This is a genomic window from Bacteroides faecium, assembly GCF_012113595.1.
Lineage (GTDB): Bacteria > Bacteroidota > Bacteroidia > Bacteroidales > Bacteroidaceae > Bacteroides > Bacteroides faecium.
The window spans coordinates 3,929,753-3,946,210 of sequence record NZ_CP050831.1; the positions used below are offsets into that span (position 1 = coordinate 3,929,753).

17 protein-coding genes and 2 tRNA genes are annotated in these 16,458 nt (G+C 46.7%); 12 read left to right on the forward strand and 7 right to left on the reverse strand.

Going from position 1 to position 16,458, the window contains the following annotated elements:
- Window positions 1–3 precede the first annotated feature (3 nt).
- From BacF7301_RS14305 to BacF7301_RS14325, 6 genes are all read left to right on the forward strand, one after another.
- Window positions 4–1,362 (forward strand): MFS transporter, encoded by a 1,359-nt coding sequence (locus BacF7301_RS14305; RefSeq protein ID WP_167963778.1) that lies wholly within the window; start codon window positions 4–6, stop codon window positions 1,360–1,362.
- 125 nt (window positions 1,363–1,487) lie between these two features.
- Window positions 1,488–1,610 carry a hypothetical protein gene (locus BacF7301_RS26045; RefSeq protein WP_256380237.1) on the forward strand — a complete coding sequence of 41 codons (123 nt, stop codon included), beginning with the start codon at window positions 1,488–1,490 and terminating at the stop codon, window positions 1,608–1,610.
- 8 nt (window positions 1,611–1,618) lie between these two features.
- Window positions 1,619–1,894: a hypothetical protein gene (locus BacF7301_RS14310; RefSeq protein WP_167963780.1), complete on the forward strand. Its 276-nt coding sequence runs from the start codon at window positions 1,619–1,621 to the stop codon at window positions 1,892–1,894.
- Window positions 1,895–2,071: 177 nt separating this feature from the next.
- Window positions 2,072–2,437: a helix-turn-helix domain-containing protein gene (locus BacF7301_RS14315; protein WP_073348210.1), complete on the forward strand. Its 366-nt coding sequence runs from the start codon at window positions 2,072–2,074 to the stop codon at window positions 2,435–2,437.
- A gap of 296 nt (window positions 2,438–2,733) precedes the next feature.
- A complete protein-coding gene (locus BacF7301_RS14320; RefSeq protein WP_167963782.1) occupies window positions 2,734–3,087 on the forward strand; it encodes a type II toxin-antitoxin system RelE/ParE family toxin in 354 nt (117 codons plus the stop codon).
- Entirely contained in the window at window positions 3,053–3,355 is a 303-nt protein-coding gene (locus BacF7301_RS14325) for a helix-turn-helix domain-containing protein (protein ID WP_167963784.1), read from the forward strand. Before BacF7301_RS14320 ends, BacF7301_RS14325 begins: the two co-directional genes overlap by 35 nt.
- Before the next feature lie 59 nt (window positions 3,356–3,414).
- Here BacF7301_RS14325 and BacF7301_RS14330 read toward each other — a convergent pair whose 3' ends face one another.
- Both BacF7301_RS14330 and BacF7301_RS14335 read right to left on the reverse strand, forming a co-directional pair.
- Window positions 3,415–5,535, reverse strand: a complete 2,121-nt coding sequence (locus BacF7301_RS14330; protein ID WP_167963786.1) for a virulence-associated E family protein — start codon at window positions 5,533–5,535, stop codon at window positions 3,415–3,417.
- Window positions 5,536–5,628: 93 nt separating this feature from the next.
- Window positions 5,629–5,859 (reverse strand): DUF4248 domain-containing protein, encoded by a 231-nt coding sequence (locus BacF7301_RS14335; RefSeq protein WP_167963787.1) that lies wholly within the window; start codon window positions 5,857–5,859, stop codon window positions 5,629–5,631.
- Between the two features lie 193 nt (window positions 5,860–6,052).
- Here BacF7301_RS14335 and BacF7301_RS14340 point away from each other — a divergent pair, with 193 nt between their 5' ends.
- From BacF7301_RS14340 to BacF7301_RS14350, 3 genes are read left to right on the forward strand one after another with little or no spacing between them, the layout of a single operon-like run.
- On the forward strand, window positions 6,053–6,547 hold the full coding sequence (locus tag BacF7301_RS14340) for an HU family DNA-binding protein (RefSeq protein ID WP_167963789.1): 495 nt from the start codon (window positions 6,053–6,055) through the stop codon (window positions 6,545–6,547).
- A gap of 40 nt (window positions 6,548–6,587) precedes the next feature.
- A complete protein-coding gene (locus BacF7301_RS14345) occupies window positions 6,588–6,755 on the forward strand; it encodes a hypothetical protein (RefSeq protein WP_167963791.1) in 168 nt (55 codons plus the stop codon).
- On the forward strand, window positions 6,742–7,185 hold the full coding sequence (locus tag BacF7301_RS14350; RefSeq protein ID WP_167967210.1) for an N-acetylmuramoyl-L-alanine amidase: 444 nt from the start codon (window positions 6,742–6,744) through the stop codon (window positions 7,183–7,185). The genes BacF7301_RS14345 and BacF7301_RS14350 overlap by 14 nt, the downstream gene beginning before the upstream one ends.
- 25 nt (window positions 7,186–7,210) lie before the next feature.
- Here BacF7301_RS14350 and pflA read toward each other — a convergent pair whose 3' ends face one another.
- Both pflA and pflB read right to left on the reverse strand, forming a co-directional pair.
- Window positions 7,211–7,939: a pyruvate formate-lyase-activating protein gene (pflA, locus tag BacF7301_RS14355; RefSeq protein WP_167963793.1), complete on the reverse strand. Its 729-nt coding sequence runs from the start codon at window positions 7,937–7,939 to the stop codon at window positions 7,211–7,213.
- A gap of 14 nt (window positions 7,940–7,953) precedes the next feature.
- A complete protein-coding gene (gene pflB, locus BacF7301_RS14360; protein WP_167963795.1) occupies window positions 7,954–10,182 on the reverse strand; it encodes a formate C-acetyltransferase in 2,229 nt (742 codons plus the stop codon).
- A gap of 240 nt (window positions 10,183–10,422) precedes the next feature.
- On the opposite strand from pflB, the gene BacF7301_RS14365 reads away from it, so the two are divergent.
- The 3 genes from BacF7301_RS14365 (at window position 10,423) to BacF7301_RS14375 (ending at window position 12,174) form a co-directional block, all read left to right on the forward strand.
- Window positions 10,423–10,507 (forward strand) — tRNA-Ser (locus tag BacF7301_RS14365).
- A 268-nt stretch (window positions 10,508–10,775) separates the two neighbouring features.
- Window positions 10,776–11,981: a helix-turn-helix domain-containing protein gene (locus BacF7301_RS14370; protein WP_167963797.1), complete on the forward strand. Its 1,206-nt coding sequence runs from the start codon at window positions 10,776–10,778 to the stop codon at window positions 11,979–11,981.
- 105 nt (window positions 11,982–12,086) lie between these two features.
- Window positions 12,087–12,174, forward strand: a tRNA-Ser gene (locus BacF7301_RS14375).
- 78 nt (window positions 12,175–12,252) lie between these two features.
- Here BacF7301_RS14375 and nuoE read toward each other — a convergent pair.
- From nuoE to BacF7301_RS14390, 3 genes are read right to left on the reverse strand one after another with little or no spacing between them, the layout of a single operon-like run.
- Complete coding sequence (nuoE, locus tag BacF7301_RS14380; RefSeq protein WP_008021615.1) at window positions 12,253–12,729, reverse strand: NADH-quinone oxidoreductase subunit NuoE; 477 nt, start codon at window positions 12,727–12,729, stop codon at window positions 12,253–12,255.
- Window positions 12,730–12,747: 18 nt separating this feature from the next.
- Complete coding sequence (locus BacF7301_RS14385) at window positions 12,748–14,514, reverse strand: NADH-dependent [FeFe] hydrogenase, group A6 (RefSeq protein ID WP_167963799.1); 1,767 nt, start codon at window positions 14,512–14,514, stop codon at window positions 12,748–12,750.
- Window positions 14,515–14,526: 12 nt separating this feature from the next.
- Entirely contained in the window at window positions 14,527–16,434 is a 1,908-nt protein-coding gene (locus BacF7301_RS14390; protein ID WP_167963801.1) for an NADH-quinone oxidoreductase subunit NuoF, read from the reverse strand.
- Window positions 16,435–16,458 lie beyond the last annotated feature (24 nt).

Consider the following 16,458-nt stretch of genomic DNA (forward strand, 5'->3'; position numbering starts at 1 on the left):
GTTATGTCATTTAAAATATTGGATTTTTATAAAATCTCTTCCCCGCTAGCTGGGGGAGAGACTGATTCCGAACGTTCTTCACGCTTCAAGCGTATCCGTTGGGCTACGTTCCTGTCCGCTACTACCGGATATGGCATCTACTATGTTTGCCGTCTCAGTATGAACGTAGTGCGCAAACCGATTGTAGAGGAAGGAATATTCTCCGAAACTCAATTAGGAATCATAGGTTCCTGCCTGTTCTTCGTGTATGCAGTGGGTAAGCTGACGAATGGATTTCTTGCCGACCGTAGCAATGTACGGCGTTTTATGTCTACCGGATTATTATGTTCCGCTTTGATAAACCTGTGTTTGGGTTTCACTAGCTCCTTTTATGCTTTTGTCATACTTTGGGGGCTGAATGGTTGGTTTCAGTCAATGGGGGCAGCGTCCGGTGTCGTTTCGCTGACCCGGTGGTATAGCAGTAAGGAGCGGGGGACTTTCTATGGTTTTTGGTCTGCCAGTCATAATTTGGGCGAAGCATTGACGTTTATCTCCATAGCATTGCTAGTCAGTGGGATGGGGTGGAGATATGGAATGATTGGAGCTGGAGTAATTGGTATCCTGGGATTCCTGATGATGCTTGTTTTTATGCGTGATACGCCACAGAGCCAGGGATTCTTATTGGACAAAGATTCTTCACCTGTGGATTCCCATTCTTTGCCTGGTAAACAAACGGAAGATTTCAACAAAGCACAAAAGGCTGTTTTGAAGAATCCCGCAATTTGGATTTTGGCTTTGTCAAGTGCATTTATGTATATCAGTCGCTATGCTGTGAACAGTTGGGGCGTTTTCTATCTGGAAGCTCAAAAGGGCTATTCTACGTTGGATGCCAGTTTTATAATATCAATCAGTTCTATCTGTGGAATCATTGGCACGGTATTTTCAGGTATCATTTCCGATAAAATGTTTTCCGGCAGTCGTAATATTCCGGCTTTAGTATTTGGGGTAATGAATGTAGTAGCACTTTGTTTGTTTCTCTTAGTCCCGGGAGTTCATTTTTGGATAGACGTGTTGGCAATGGTACTTTTTGGTTTAGGTATCGGAGTGCTGATTTGTTTTCTGGGTGGTTTGATGGCAGTGGATATTGCTCCCCGTAATGCTTCGGGTGCTGCTTTGGGAGTAGTCGGCATTGCCAGCTACATCGGAGCCGGACTGCAAGATGTGATGAGCGGTATTCTAATAGAAGGTCACAAAACCGTTCAGAATGGAGTCGATGTTTACGACTTCACCTATATCAATTGGTTTTGGATTGGTGCGGCATTGCTTTCAGTATTGTTTGCCTTGTTCGTTTGGAATGCAAAGTCAAAAAAGGCAGATGTTTAAAATAAGAATGTTAGGTTAGAATACAAATTTTTGTTTTCGAGGTATTAGTCACCATTCCGGGAAGTAAGTAATGATTACTTTTCTTCCCGGAATGGCTTTTTTATAATCAATTAAATAATAGTTTTATGGAAAATTCATGTAATGATGAATTGTTTTGTTCATTGAAAAATGAACTTCGTGAAGTAGATGCACAAATCAATGTGCAGAGTGAAAAACTAATTGAGCTGTTCGACCAAAAAAAAGATTAGTCGGTCTGTTGGTTCGGGAGCTTGAATCGCATACGCCTGCCACTATCGAATATCTGGGCGACCCGAAGCAGTACATTTCCGTAGTGCTGGCTGCTATCGATCACGGTCGTCTTACGTATGACGGAGTAGCAAACTGCGAACAGACTTTTCGTTCTTTGGCGAATGTGATAGATGTCATAAGTCCTAAAAATGGGAAAGCGCTTAGTGTGGAGACGTTGGTTTCTTATGAGAAGAAAGAGCGTTCCGGAGAGTTTAAAGATTATTCGGAAGGGGATTTTGAATAGTCCGGGGTGGCCTGGAAGCTGATTAGAAAACGTGGCGGGAAATCTGAAAACATAATCATTGTCGGATTTCTGCCACTTTCAGCCTTTTTTTAATCTATTATGTAAGCACTATATTCAAGGATAATGATTATTTTTGTTTCAAGTTACAAATGATAGATTGTTCTAATATTTGAAAGTATGACGAAGATAGAGAACCAAACCCAATATGAATGGGCTGTAAAAAGAGTAGAGGAGCTTCTTCCGTTGGTGAAAGATGATACTCCTTTGGATGACCCTAACAGCATAGAGTTGGAACTTCTTTCTAATCTTGTTGCTGACTATTCTGAAGAACATTTTTCTTTGGGAGAGCCTTCACTTGTCGATGTCCTGAAACTTCGTATGTACGAGATGGGACTTAATCAAAAGTCACTATCTCAGTTAATAGGAGTCAGTCCTTCACGTCTTAGTGACTATATTTCGGGTAAGTGTGAGCCGACATTAAAAGTGGCTCGTGAGATAAGTAGGAAATTGAATATTGATGCTAATATAGTGTTGGGAGTATAGCTTCGAACTTAACTTTAAAAAGATGGCGGGAAATCTGAAAAAGACGGTTGTATTTTTCGGATTTCCCGCCGTCTTTTTAAAGAAGAAAAAGAGAAAGTGTGAGGGGTGTGAGGGAGGATTTCTAACATTCGTGTCTATTTTATTAGAAAATATAGATAGGAAAAAATAAAATATAAGAGTAAAAGGTTGCAATTCCTCCCTCACACCCCTCACACTTATGCGGTAAATAGAATGAAAAATAATATAAAACAGGCTGATTTGTTGTATAGTTGAACAACAAATCTTATATTTGCAATATGGAAAAGAAACGTAAGATCCGTACATACGGAGGTTACTTTGAGGCTTTCATGGAGACTTTAACCGAAAAGGAACAAGATAAGATCCAATATGGATTACTCTTGTTGAAAACACAAGAAAGACTCTCCGCTAAATTTGTGAAGTTTATTCGGGATGGAGTTTTTGAACTTCGTACAGAGTATAATAGTAACATATATCGGGTATTTTTTATTTTTGATGAAGGCAAAATTGTCGTATTGTTCAATGGCTTTCAAAAGAAGTCCCAAAAGACACCCGGTTGTGAAATTGATAAAGCAGTAAAAATAAAGGAGGAATATTATGCAGATAAACAATCATCAAATAGTAGATTATGATGCTGTTCTTGACGCCAAATTCGGCGTAGAAGGTACTCCCGAACGTGCGGAAGCAGAAGAAAAAGCTTATGCTTTTTACACGGGACAGATTATTGAGGATGCGCGGAAAAAGGCTAAAATCAGTCAGGCTGAATTAGCCCGGCGTATCGGTTCCGACCGCTCTTATATATCAAGAGTGGAGAGTGGGCAGACTGAGCCTAAGGTATCTACTTTCTATCGGATAATGAATGCTTTGGGTTGTAGAATCGAATTTTCGATGAATCTATAGAAACAAAAAATGCAGAGTTGTAAAAGACAGCTCTGCATTTATGTTATAAACACTTCCTCTTATTCATATAGCCTGTTCGACCTTATCTGTTCCGTACTGATAACATATACAGCATATCTTCTCCCGTTTCTTCCATTCTTGAACTCAAAATTATGCTTTGCCATTACCTTGCCAATTTGAATCTTCGAACCGGTTGAATACTGATAACCGGTGCGTTCGTGAATTAACTCGGCAATCTCGCTGACTGTGAGATGCTGTACCGTTTCAAAACGTTCCGGTTGGCGGATATGGGTCAGTACAAGTTCCTCTTCGGGCGTGTGAAACAAGAAGCCCTCGTTGTTTGCTTCAAGCCGTGCATTGTCTTCCTGCGTGAACCAATATTGATACCCCGGTTTATTGAGCAGATACTTTATCTGTGCATATAGCTGCGTGTAATTGATTTTTATAAACTCGATAGAGTCGGCATGAAAACAAAGATAGCGGCGGTTGCCCGTTGTGTCGTGAAGTATCTCCTGATAATTGCACGTTCCTGCAAAGGAAGCGGAATGTGGAAAATTCTGCGAACGGCGTGCGTATGGCAGGCGGATACTAATCACTTTACGGGTGACCAAGTCTTTGAACGCACTCATGTCACGTCCACTCATTCCTTCAAACTCATCGAGATTGATGAGCATTGCCTGGGCTACTCTAGCCAAATCATCTTTGTTGTTCGGGTTAATCAGGCCTGTGGAAAGATAAGCACGTAGTTCGGGCGGGAGCAGGTTGTTGATAAAAGTTGTCTTACCTATATTCTGCACCTCGCTGCAAAGCAGCAGAACCGTATGGTTTACAATCTCATCGCGGGTAGCGGCTGCACACATGGCTACCAAATACCGTTCCAGACATTCTTGCCAGAAACTCTGGCGGCTTGTCCGTACGCTGTCCGCCAGGATACGGATATAGTCTGTCCCGTCCCATTCGGGCAATGAATCAAAATACTCACGGATAGGGTGGTAGCTTGCGCTGAAATCAGAGTAAATTAAGTTCTGAATCGTCTTTACGTTACAAGCATAGCCCAGTTCGTTCATCTCCATCCAGATGCTATTTTCCATCATCTCATCCAGTATGCGGAAAGGCTCCGGCTGTTCGGTGTCGGGGAGCCTTCGGCGATACTCCATGATATGAAGCAATTCATTGTAGCGGGTTTCATAACACTCACTGATGTGCTGTTCTATTTGCAGCATCCGTTTTTGGGTACTGTTCAGTTTGCGTGTATTGAACTCTTCACTGTGCGAGTACGCACTGTCAATCAATGAATCCGTTTCGTCCGCAGGCAAGTCGGTGAACTGGCTTTTAATAAAGGTTGCCGCTTCTTCCTGCGGGATTCCGTGCCTGTTGTATGTACATGCCAGATGATGCAGATAATTGTTCCGGTTTCCGGTGGTGTACTCTTCGGATTTGTTATGATAATAATTCAGAGTGACCATTAGTGAAACGTGCGCAAAGTGATAGTTGAGCGCAGTTTCCTCATTCACCGGATTTTTGCCTTTTGTTGTTCCTTGCTTTTCCTTTACGAGGGCTTTCTTCCTCTTCTTTTGCGATTTATAGAACATGGGCGGCTGTTCCACTACGAAAGCACTGGCATCGGGATTGAAGTAAATATGAGGGTCGTGCGAGAACAGGCAGGTGCGCCCCACATCTTGGCCGGACGTGTCAATCTCTACCTGGCAAAGTTGGGCGTAGAAAGAAGCTACTTTGTTGTAGGCGGCATTGTGGAAATCTTCTATTTCCTGAATCGTTTCGGGCAATGTCCCGTCCGGGTGGCATACGCGTACTATGATTTTCAGTCCCATACCTTTGGGGCTGACGAAGGCGATGCGGGTATGTTTACATTCTTTCGCCAGGGACAGGATGCGTGTCAACTCTTCTGGATTCAGGTGGTCGATATCTATGACGATATATCCTTGATAGCTGATGAGTGTCGCACTTGAGCGTCCACCCCGGTAGCTGGCTGAGAATGTGACGGATGGCAGCTCTTTCTTCTTCTCGTTGGCTGCTTTTTCGCCTTGCTCTTGAAAAGTGCGGCGTATTTCCTCGACCATATCCCGATACTTGGAACTGCCGATGGTGGATACAATCTCTTCTTCGGTCATTTCTGCTATGATACGGTAGAAGTCAAGGAAGATGGTAAAATGTTTCATTCTTTAGTTGTTTTTTTATTTGCGGTTGCAAAGGAACTTCTTTGTCGCGAGGTGTAAAAGAACTTTTGACATTATGGGCAGAAGTTATTAGGATTAGGGTTCGCCTAAATAACGTACAATGGTTGCCACTTGGCGGGGAGAGAGCAGACGGTTGCGTGCGTGATACCCTTCTTCTTCGAGTTCGTGTAGGAGAGTGGGGTTATGCATAATCCATCGGCGGAGAATTTGTAAAGCTACTTTTATACCAATGGTGGGGTTGTAAAGGTGAGCCAGTTCCGCTTTCGTATAGGTGCGGATAATAAAGGAATTTTCTTTGTAATTCATATCGGTTTGTTCTTGTAATATGCTATAAAGTTACTGAAAATAACAGGTTTATTAAAGGATTGGCATCGCTTTTATTCGTTGGAAATCAAGAAACTTCGTTGGGGAATATGGGCTGTGAAAGAAGTGGTATATTTGTGTCGTTAACAAGAAGGAAATGCATTTCGAATGTACGTAAACTTAAAATTAATTTATTATGGCAATGACAGTTTCTTATTCGGTAGTACCGCGCAAGAATCCTGCAAAGAAGGATGAAGCGGCAAAGTATTACGCACAGGCGCAGGCAGCCGGTGAGTTGGATTTCGAAGAATTATGCGAGGCGATTACCAGTCGTTCCACCTGTACGGAGACGGATGTGCGGGCTTCGATTTCCGGAATCCTTTATGAGGCAAAACGCTCGTTGAAAGCCGGGCGTATCGTGCGGTTGGGTGATTTGGGCAGTCTGCAAATCGGTTTGAATAGTGAAGGCGCCACATCGGTCAAAGAGTTCTCAAGCTCGATGATTAAAGGGGCACATATCATTTTCCGTCCCGGAAAGACGTTGGCGGAACTGCTGAAAATCCTAAGTTATCAGCAAGTGTCGACGCGTGCGGTGGCTCAATCGGGCAGTGATACCGGCAAGGATGATAAAGACCCCGACGGTGGCGGCGGTTCGGGCGATGATGGTGAAACACCAGACCCGGCTGCTTAATATTCTCCTTTTTTGATAACCTATTAATTTTAGAGAAAAGATGAAAGAAATCGTAAGCAAGATTTTGGAAGTTATCATGTACATCATTCCTTTTTTGGGGAAGAGAAAGCGTGATAGGGTAGTGAGAGAGGTGCGTTACAATACTACGCACAAGGAAGTGTGCAACGTGAAGACGACAGAAAGGAAGAGGGATGATGCGGAAGATTAGCCTGATTGTGATTCATTGTTCTGCCACCCGTGCCGACCGTGATTTTACGGCGCGGGATGTGGACACGGCTCACCGCTTCCGGGGATTCTCGTGCTGGGGGTATCATTACTACGTGCGCAAGTCGGGACAGATAGAACCGATGCGTGACGAAGATACGGTGGGCGCTCATGCACGTGGTTACAATGCGGTCAGTTTAGGGGTGTGCTATGAAGGCGGACTGGATGAGAACGGGAAGGCTGCGGATACGCGCACTCCCCGGCAGAAGGAAGCCTTGCGTCGCCTGGTGGGTGAACTGTTGCAGCGTTATCCGGAAGCAAAGGTGGTGGGGCACCGTGATTTGAGTCCTGACACCAATTATAATGGAATTGTTGACCCTTGGGAGCGGATAAAAGAATGTCCCTGCTTCGAGGTGAAAGCAGAGACATGGTGATTCTCTCTATTTATTACTGTGGCGGTTAATTGACCACCACAGTAGCAAAATACTCTTTGAATACTCCCGCAGCTTTTTCAAGTTGTTCGGGGGTATTTTCTTTTACATCTTTCAGCTTGTATTCCTGCTCCATGGCTTCGTATTTGTGTACACCCAGCGTATGGTAAGGCAGTACTTCTACCCGCTGAATCATCTTGTACTTTCCCAAAGCTGCTCCCAGTTGGCGGATATCCTCTTCAAAATCGCTGTATCCGGGCACTAACACATATCGCAGCCAAAACGGTTTTCCGTTCTCTTCGAGCCATGCCGCCGTGCGGATGGTCTGTTCGTTGCTTCTTCCGGTCAGTGTCTGATGGCGGGCGGGGTTGAACTCTTTGATATCAAGCAATACGAGGTCGGTCAGTTTGAAAAGCTCTTCCACATCTTCATTCCAGATGCCGCCGTTGCTGTCTATGCAGACGTGAATCCCTTTCTCTTTCAGTTCGCGAACCAGCAGGACTAGCGCTTTCGCCTGAAACGTAGGTTCTCCGCCTGAAAAAGTGACTCCGCCGCGCTTTCCGAAGAATGGACGCTGGCTCATAGCCATGCGGACAATCTCTTCCGGTGGGGTGGGCGTACCGCCTTTGCCGGCTATCGTGTCGGGATTGGCGCAATACAGGCAGCGGAAATTGCAACCTTGAAGAAAAACGACGAGCCGTAAGCCCGGCCCGTCGAATGTTCCCATACTTTCGTATGAATGTACGTTTATCGTCATATAGAGTAGATAGATTACATACGTTCGTGGAAGCTACGGCTGATAACTTCCAGTTGGTGTTCGCGGCTCAACTTCACGAAGTTTACGGCATAACCGGAAACGCGGATTGTAAGCTGCGGATATTTCTCAGGATGTTCCATTGCGTCATAAAGCATGTCACGGTTCAGAACGTTTACGTTCAAGTGGTGAGCGCCTTTGGTGAAGTAGCCGTCCATCATAGTGACCAAGTTGTCTATACGGTCTTCTGCGGTAGCTCCCAGTGATTTCGGAACGATGGAGAAGGTGTTGCTGATACCATCTTGTGAGTCACGGTAACGAAGTTTCGCTACGGAGCTCAGAGAGGCGATAGCACCGTTCTTGTCGCGTCCGTGCATCGGATTGGCACCCGGAGCGAAGGCAACGCCTTTGGCGCGTCCGTCGGGAGTGGCTCCGGTCTTTTTACCGTACATCACGTTAGAAGTGATTGTCAGCAATGAAAGGGTAGGACGGGCATTCTTGTAAACAGGCAACTTCTTCAATTCTTCGCTGAAGAAATATACCAGGTCAACGCCCAGGTGGTCTACCTTGTCATTGTCATTTCCGAAGCAAGGGAATTCGCCTTCGATGTCGAAACCTTCCGTCAGGCCGATGTCGTTGCGGCGGGCAGTGACTTTCGCATATTTGATAGCTGACAGTGAGTCGAGCGCGATGGAAAGTCCGGCTACGCCGTATGCAAGGTTGATGCGCGGGTTGGTATCTACGAGAGCCATCTGTGCCTTTTCGTAGTAATACTTATCGTGCATATAATGGATAATGTTCATCGCTTCGTTGTAAACACGGGCGATTTCAATCAATACCTTCTTGTAGTTGTCCATTACTTCTTCGAATTTCAGCGTGTCGCTGGTCAGTACGGGGATATTTTTCACCATGACTGTACCTGTGTTTTCGCAACGTCCGCCGTTGATGGCAAGCAGCAGGGCTTTAGCCAGGTTGCAGCGTGCGCCGAAGAACTGGATTTGCTTTCCTATCTCTTGGTAAGATACACAGCAGGCGATTCCGTAGTCGTCCGACTGGCGTACTTCGCGCATCAGGTCGTCGTTTTCGTACTGGATGGAAGAAGTGTCGATAGATACCTTTGCACAGAATTCTTTGAAACCTTCCGGCAGTTCCGGGCTCCACAATACAGTCAGGTTCGGTTCCGGTGAAGGGCCGAGGTTGTACAGTGTTTGCAGGAAGCGGAAGGAAGTCTTTGTCACTTTGGTGCGTCCGTCGTTGAGACGTCCACCCAGAGATTCGGTTACCCAGGTCGGGTCGCCGGCAAAGATATCGTTGTATGATTGCATGCGCAGATGGCGTACCATGCGCAGTTTGATGACGAACTGGTCGATAAGTTCCTGTGCGAAAGATTCGGTGATGGTTCCTTTGCTCAGTTCATATTCCATGTAGATGTCGAGGAAAGAAGAAACATTTCCTAGTGACATGGCTGCTCCGTCTTGTTCCTTAACGGCAGCAAGGTAAGCCATATATACCCATTGAACGGCTTCTTGTGCAGTGTAGGCGGGGCGGCTCAAGTCGAGTCCGTAGTATTCGCCCATTACTTTCATTTCCTTCAGTGCTTTGATTTGCTCTGCCACTTCTTCGCGAAGGCGGATACGGGCGTCGGTCATCGGGCCGGTCAGGTTGTGAAGGTCTTCTTTCTTGGCTTCAATCAGTCGGTCGATACCGTAAAGAGCCATACGGCGGTAGTCGCCGATGATACGTCCGCGGGCGTAGTTGTCAGGAAGTCCGGTAAGGAATCCCAGTGAGCGGAACGAGCGGATTTCTTCGGTATATACGTCGAATACGCCGTCGTTGTGTGTCTTGCGGTAGTGAGTGAATATGTCTTTTACGCGGTCGTCCACTTCCACACCGTTTTCGTGGCAAGCCTTGCTCACTACGTTGATACCGCCGAAAGGCTTGATGGCACGTTTCAGCAGTTCATCTGTTTGCAGACCGACAATCAGTTCGTTTTCCTTGTCGATATATCCGGCTTTGTGAGACGAGATGGTAGATACGGTAGCATTATCAAGTGAGCGGACGCCGTTGTTTGCTCTTTCTTCTGCCAGTGCTTCGAGGCAGATGTTCCATACGGCTTTTGTGCGTTCGGTGGGTCCTTCGAGGAAAGAAGCATCTCCGTAATACGGAGTAATGTTATGACTTACGAAATCCCTGACGTTGATTTCGCTGCTCCAAAGACCGTCTTTAAAGATCTTATTTAATTCCATAAATGATAAAATTAGAGGTTGTAGTTATCCTTTTCTTTAGAGCGCACAAAGTTACAATCATTTTTCATATAATCAGCATAAATATGCCATGTTTTATGCTTTTCAACATAAAATACCTAGATATTGCTATCCTTTGGAAATCTTCCCGGAATTTTTTTTCGTGTTAACTCTTGCATGTTTAAAAAAACTTCGTACCTTTGCACCGCTTTTAACGAAAAGCACTTCTGATGAAGAAGTTTTGGAGAGGTGGCAGAGTGGTCGATTGCGGCGGTCTTGAAAACCGTTGAAGGTAACACTTCCGGGGGTTCGAATCCCTCCCTCTCCGCTGGAAAACTGAAATTTAAGTAAGTTTTGAGGAATAATACCCAGTTATACATTACTTAGGAAATGTAGAATTGGGTATTTTTATTTTATTCTTGCCGGACAGTCTTTTGCATGTTTTGAAATACGACTTATCTTCTATTAATACAATTTCTTGTTCTCGGTATATCGGTCGGGGTGACCGCTATATCTCTTGCCCAATGAGCTTTTACCGGTAGATTGGCAGAATCTCTGTCGGTTGTTTCTTTAATGGATTAAAAAAAGAATTGTTTATGCTGAGAAATTTCGTCATATTGTTTCCTGCATTTGTTTCATTATTTTGGGCGTTGCTCTTTATGATGAGATGGAAGCGTAATTCCCGTTCGCAAAACATATGGGCTGTGGCTCTGTTGCTTTTGTCCAACTCCATGTCCATAGCGGCTCTTTATTGGCATGATTATGAAGATTATAGTCTTATATATAAATTGGATGTGCTCGAAACAATTTCTACTCTTTCGTTTATTCCGGTGGTTTTCCTGTATTTTGAGCGGTTGACAGGAGTGAAAAAGAAAGGACAGATTTTTAGAAAGATTCTGCTTTTCATACCGCCTGTCCTTATGGGTGGTTCGACTGTTCTTTTCTATCTGATAGTCGGTGAGGAGCGGGCGGCTGAGTTTTTCAAATATATCGTGGAGCATGACGGGGCGTTGTCTCCCGGGTTTTATGAATACAGATATGTCTATATGTGTATTAATGTCTATACGTACAGTGCATTTCTGGTTGTTCAGGCGGTGCTCGTTTTTATCTATGCCGGACGCAATATTTTAATGTATCGCAAGCAGTTGGATGATTTCTTTTCCAATCTTGAGGGAAAATCAATGGACCACCATCGTGCTACTTTGAAAGGGCTTATGTTATTTTTAATACTTGTGATTGCTATTGCCGGGTCGGGGAATTTGCTGTATGTCGATTTTGGTTTTATGGTTCTTGTCTTTTTGTTCCTGTTGGGGGGAGTTATTTTCTATCTCTGCTATCATGTATATTTCATTTCTTATTCTGCCGACAATTTTATTATGGAATTGAAACTCTCTGATGAAGAAGCACTGGAGAATGGATATGGGATAATGGGTGAGGATGATTTTGGAAATGCTGATACTGGAAATATGCTCCGCGCAAAGTTGCTTCCCCAACTGACGCAGGTAATTGAAGAAGATAAGGTGTATTTGCAGAACGATCTTCGGCTGGATGACCTTGCACGGCTGCTCCATACGAATCGAACCTATATTTCACGTTTTATCAAAGAGGAATTTCAGTGTAACTTTTCTGAGTTCATAAATAGGAAACGGATTGAATATGCACAAGAACTGTTTCGTGAGTCTCCCGAAATGACGCAGGAGCAAATAGCCGAAATGTCAGGATTCACACATGCTTCTTCTTTCAGCCGTGTGTTCAAGCAATGTGCGGGAATGACTTTCAGGGAATTTCAGAAAGGGCATTAACGGCTTGCTGCCTATCCAGGGATGCGAATCATAAAAAATGTAGAATTATTTTTCCCAAATATTTGCGAGTTACGGAAACTTCCTGTACTTTTGCGCCCCGAACAAGGAGAGGTGCTCGAGTGGTTGAAGAGGCACGCCTGGAAAGCGTGTATACCCCTAAAGGGTATCACGAGTTCGAATCTCGTTCTCTCCGCTTTTTTGTTTGTTGTTAAAAAAATGTTTTAAAGCGGCTGCCTTGATTTTTCAAAGCAGCCGTTTTTATTCCGGACATTTATTCCAACTCCTCGATAATCTTCTTCACATCTATCGGTTGCAATCTTCCGTACACTTTCTCGCCAATCATCACGACCGGAGCCAGTCCGCAGGCGCCTACGCAGCGCAGGCAGTCCAATGAGAATTTTCCATCCGGTGTAGTTTCACCGACTTCGATGCCTAGTACGCGCTTGAATTCTTCGAGCAACTTCTCGGAGCCACGCACGTAACATGCCGTACCCATGCAGACGGAGATGGGATGTTTTCCTTTCGGGGTCATGGTGAAGAAGGTATAGAAGGTGACCACTCCATATACTTTCGATACGGGGATATTGAGCTTGGAAGCGATGATGCGTTGCATCTCTTCGGGCAGGTAGCCGTGCAGGTGTTGCGCTTCGTGCAAAATATTGATTAGTTCGCCCGGGTTGTTTCCGTGCTTGTCGCAAATCGTTCGGACTTGTTCTGCCACATCGCAGGCTAGTTTTATATCTGACATAATACTCTTCGTTTAAAGTTAATCCATAGATTTGTTGAAATAGTGCGTGTGCAATAGCGTTTCCGATATCTCGCCCAGAGGTTTGCCGAGATATTCTTCGTACAGTTTCTTGATATACGGGTTGTCGTGCGACTTGCGCAGCGGCTTGTTGGCGTCTTCGCGATAAAGGGCGTTGGCGCGGGCGTATAATACTTCCGAATTGCCATGGTGCAGCGGCTGGCCGCCACCGCCGATACAACCGCCGGGGCAAGCCATGATTTCGATGACGTGATATTCGTTGTGCCCGTTTCGTATATCTTCCAGTAGATGGCGGGCGTTGCCCAGTCCGTGTGCGATGCCTACTTTTAGTTCAAATCCGTTCAGGTTGATGGTGGCGCGGCGGACTCCGTTCAGTCCGCGTACTTGTTCGAAGTTTACATTCTGGAGAGGTTCTCCGGTGTAGATTTCGTAGACGGAGCGCAGGGCGGCTTCCATCACACCGCCTGTGGTGCCGAAGATGACGCCGGCACCTGTCGATTCGCCCATCGGGTTGTCGAACGGGCTGTCCAGTACGAGCGGGAAGCCGATGTTAGCGCGTTTAATCAGTCGTGCCAGTTCGCGGGTGGAGATGGAATAGTCTACGTCGGGGATGCCGTTTACTTTGAATTCGTCGCGGTCACATTCGTATTTCTTTGCCAGGCAGGGCATGATGGATACGACGACTAACTTCTCCCTGGGGATTCCCATTTTCTCCGCCCAGTAAGATTTGGCGATGGAGCCGAACATCTGTTGCGGAGAGCGGGCGGTGGAAGGTATATCCAACATATCCGGAAAATGATGCTCGAAGAAGTTCACCCATGCCGGACAACAGGAGGTGAGGATGGGCAGGCGGACAGATTTGTCTCCCTTGAGATAGCGCGTCAGACGGTTCAGAATTTCGGAGCCTTCTTCCATGATGGTGAGGTCGGCTGCGAAATCGGTGTCGAATACGTAATCGAATCCCAGTTCGCGCAGGGCGTAGACCATTTTTCCGGTAACCAGTGTGCCGGGGGGAAATCCGAATTCTTCTCCCAGGGCGGCGCGTACGGCGGGTGCGGTCTGCACGATGACTACCTTGTTCGGGTTGGCCAAGTCGTCTAGCAGGCGGTTGGTGTAATCACGTTCGGTCAACGCACCTACCGGGCAGACAGCTACACACTGACCGCAATAGGTACATTCACTCTCTGTCATCATGCGGTCGAAAGCGGGAGCTATCGTTGTGTTGAAACCGCGGCGGATGGCACCGAGCGCGCCAACTGTCTGCACATCGTTGCAGACACTTTCGCAACGGCGGCAGAAAATACATTTGTCCATGTTGCGGACGATAGAAGCGGTGATTTCCCGTTTGCGGGGAGACAACTCGCCGCCATTGAAAGGCATCTCCCGGATATTGAAGCGCAGAGCCAGTGTCTGAAGCTCGCAGTTACCGCATTTCGGACAGGTGAGGCAGTCGTTGGGATGGTCGGAAAGAATCAGCTCGGCTACTACCTTGCGGGCGTTCATCACACGCAGGGTACTGGTCTTGACTACCATGCCTTCCGTGCAACGGGTGGCGCAGGCGGGAGCCAGGTTGCGCCGTCCTATGACTTCGACCACACAGATGCGGCAGGAAGCGGGATTGTTTTTTATACAGGTTCCTTTCAAGTCAATGTGGCACAAAGTAGGTATGTTGATGCCTATTTTGTTGGCAGCTTCGAGGATGGTGCTTCCTTCGGGGACGGTGATAAAGTGACCGTCTATTTGGAGAGTAATTTGTTTTTCTTCCATAGTAAATAGATTTTAGCAGACGAGAATAGCTTTGAACTTGCAGCGTGCCATGCACATTCCGCATTTGATACATTTGTCGGGGCTGATGATGTGCGGTTTGCGTACCAGTCCGATGATTGCGTCCGCCGGACAGTTTTTGGCGCACAGGTGGCAGCCGATGCAAAGTTCGGGATTGATGGTGTAGGTCAGCAGGGATTTGCACTGTTTGGCACGGCAGGTCTTGTCGCGGACGTGCTCCAGATATTCGTCGTAGAAATTGTCCAGCGTAGACAGAACCGGGTTCGGGGAAGTCTGCCCCAGTCCGCAGAGAGCGGTGTCCTTGATGACTTGTCCCAAAGTGGCGAGGGTATCCAGGTCTTTTCCCGTTCCCCTTCCTTCGGTTATCTTGTTCAGCAATTCAAGCAGGCGTTTGTTGCCGATGCGGCACGGGGTGCATTTCCCGCAGGATTCTTCTACGGTAAAGTCCAGGTAGAAACGGGCGACGGATACCATGCAGTCGTCTTCGTCCATTACAATCATACCGCCGGAACCCATCATGGAGCCTGCCGCCAGGAGATTGTCAAAGTCGATAGGAGTATCCAGGTGTTTCTCTGTCAGGCAGCCGCCCGACGGGCCGCCTGTCTGCACCGCCTTGAATTTCTTTCCGCCTTTGATGCCGCCGCCGATTTCGTAGATTACTTCGCGGAGCGTAGTTCCCATCGGTACTTCAATCAGCCCGACATTGTTAATCTTTCCTGCGAGGGCGAATACTTTCGTGCCTTTGGAACGCTCCGTTCCAATCGTCGCGAACCATTCGGCTCCTTTCGTCAGGATGATGGGGATATTGGCGAGCGTCTCTACATTATTTACGTTGGTAGGTTTGCTCAGGTAGCCGGATTCGGCGGGGAAGGGTGGTTTGAGAGTCGGTTCACCGCGTTTTCCTTCCATGGAGTGAATCAGTGCGGTTTCTTCACCGCATACGAAGGCGCCTGCCCCGTAACGTATCTCGATGTCGAAACAGAAATCCGTTCCTAAGATATTGTCTCCCAGCAGACCGTAGTTGCGGGCTTGCTCGATGGCTATTTTCAGACGGCTGATGGCAAGCGGATATTCGGCACGGATATACACCAGCCCTTTGCTGGAGCCGATGGAGTAACCGCAGACGCACATGGCTTCTACGATAGAGTGAGGGTCGCCTTCCATGATGGAACGGTCCATGAATGCGCCGGGGTCGCCCTCGTCAGCGTTACATACCACGTATTTGGTGTCCGACTGCTGCTTATGGGTAAATTCCCATTTCAAGCCTGTGGGAAAGCCGCCGCCACCGCGTCCGCGCAGGCCGGAGCGTTTGATGAGGTCGATAACGTCCGTCGGTTGTTTGTTGAGAAGGCAGTCCGCCAACGCGTGATATCCTTCGCGGGCGATGTATTCCTCGATATTTTCCGGGTCGATAAAGCCGCAGTTGCGCAAGGCGATGCGTAGTTGTTTCCGGTAGAAATCCATGTGTTTGGAGTCGCTGACGGTGTGTTCCGTTTTAGGGTCTATGTACAGCAGCCTTTCTATTTTCCGACCGCCGATGATATGTTCGGTGATGATGTCTTCCGCGTCTTCGGGGGTGACTTGTGTGTAGAAGGTGTTGTCGGGGATGATTTTCACGATAGGGCCTTTTTCGCAGAAGCCGAAGCAGCCCACGGTGATAACTTCCACTTTGTCGGTAATGCCGTTCTTTTGGATGGCTGACCGGAGATTGTCCGTAATTCCTTGGCTCGAAGAGGCTTTGCAACCTGTACCACCGCAGATTAAAATCTGAAGATGCTGTGTGCCGGATGCCAGTCCGCAACACTTTTCGGTGACTTTTTCATTACTTTCTTCACGTAATGAAAGTTTGTGTTCCGCTCTCTTCCTGATTGTAGCCAAATCATGGATAGATAAGATTTTCATAAGTATCAGAATTGTTAGTAGGTT

Bases quoted from the DNA above. Each gene is read 5' to 3' on its own strand.
- BacF7301_RS14305 (WP_167963778.1), top strand. From the start codon at position 4: ATGTCATTTAAAATATTGGATTTTTATAAAATCTCTTCCCCGCTAGCT.
- BacF7301_RS14350 (WP_167967210.1), top strand. From the start codon at position 6,742: ATGCGGAAGATTAGCCTGATTGTGATTCATTGTTCTGCCACCCGTGCC.
- BacF7301_RS14385 (WP_167963799.1), bottom strand. From the start codon at position 14,514: ATGGAAGAAAAACAAATTACTCTCCAAATAGACGGTCACTTTATCACC.
- BacF7301_RS14320 (WP_167963782.1), top strand. From the start codon at position 2,734: ATGGAAAAGAAACGTAAGATCCGTACATACGGAGGTTACTTTGAGGCT.
- nuoE (WP_008021615.1), bottom strand. From the start codon at position 12,729: ATGTCAGATATAAAACTAGCCTGCGATGTGGCAGAACAAGTCCGAACG.
- BacF7301_RS14325 (WP_167963784.1), top strand. From the start codon at position 3,053: ATGCAGATAAACAATCATCAAATAGTAGATTATGATGCTGTTCTTGAC.
- BacF7301_RS14335 (WP_167963787.1), bottom strand. From the start codon at position 5,859: ATGAATTACAAAGAAAATTCCTTTATTATCCGCACCTATACGAAAGCG.
- pflA (WP_167963793.1), bottom strand. From the start codon at position 7,939: ATGACGATAAACGTACATTCATACGAAAGTATGGGAACATTCGACGGG.
- BacF7301_RS14330 (WP_167963786.1), bottom strand. From the start codon at position 5,535: ATGAAACATTTTACCATCTTCCTTGACTTCTACCGTATCATAGCAGAA.
- BacF7301_RS14315 (WP_073348210.1), top strand. From the start codon at position 2,072: ATGACGAAGATAGAGAACCAAACCCAATATGAATGGGCTGTAAAAAGA.
- BacF7301_RS26045 (WP_256380237.1), top strand. From the start codon at position 1,488: ATGGAAAATTCATGTAATGATGAATTGTTTTGTTCATTGAAAAATGAA.
- BacF7301_RS14370 (WP_167963797.1), top strand. From the start codon at position 10,776: ATGCTGAGAAATTTCGTCATATTGTTTCCTGCATTTGTTTCATTATTT.
- BacF7301_RS14345 (WP_167963791.1), top strand. From the start codon at position 6,588: ATGAAAGAAATCGTAAGCAAGATTTTGGAAGTTATCATGTACATCATT.
- BacF7301_RS14340 (WP_167963789.1), top strand. From the start codon at position 6,053: ATGGCAATGACAGTTTCTTATTCGGTAGTACCGCGCAAGAATCCTGCA.
- BacF7301_RS14390 (WP_167963801.1), bottom strand. From the start codon at position 16,434: ATGAAAATCTTATCTATCCATGATTTGGCTACAATCAGGAAGAGAGCG.
- pflB (WP_167963795.1), bottom strand. From the start codon at position 10,182: ATGGAATTAAATAAGATCTTTAAAGACGGTCTTTGGAGCAGCGAAATC.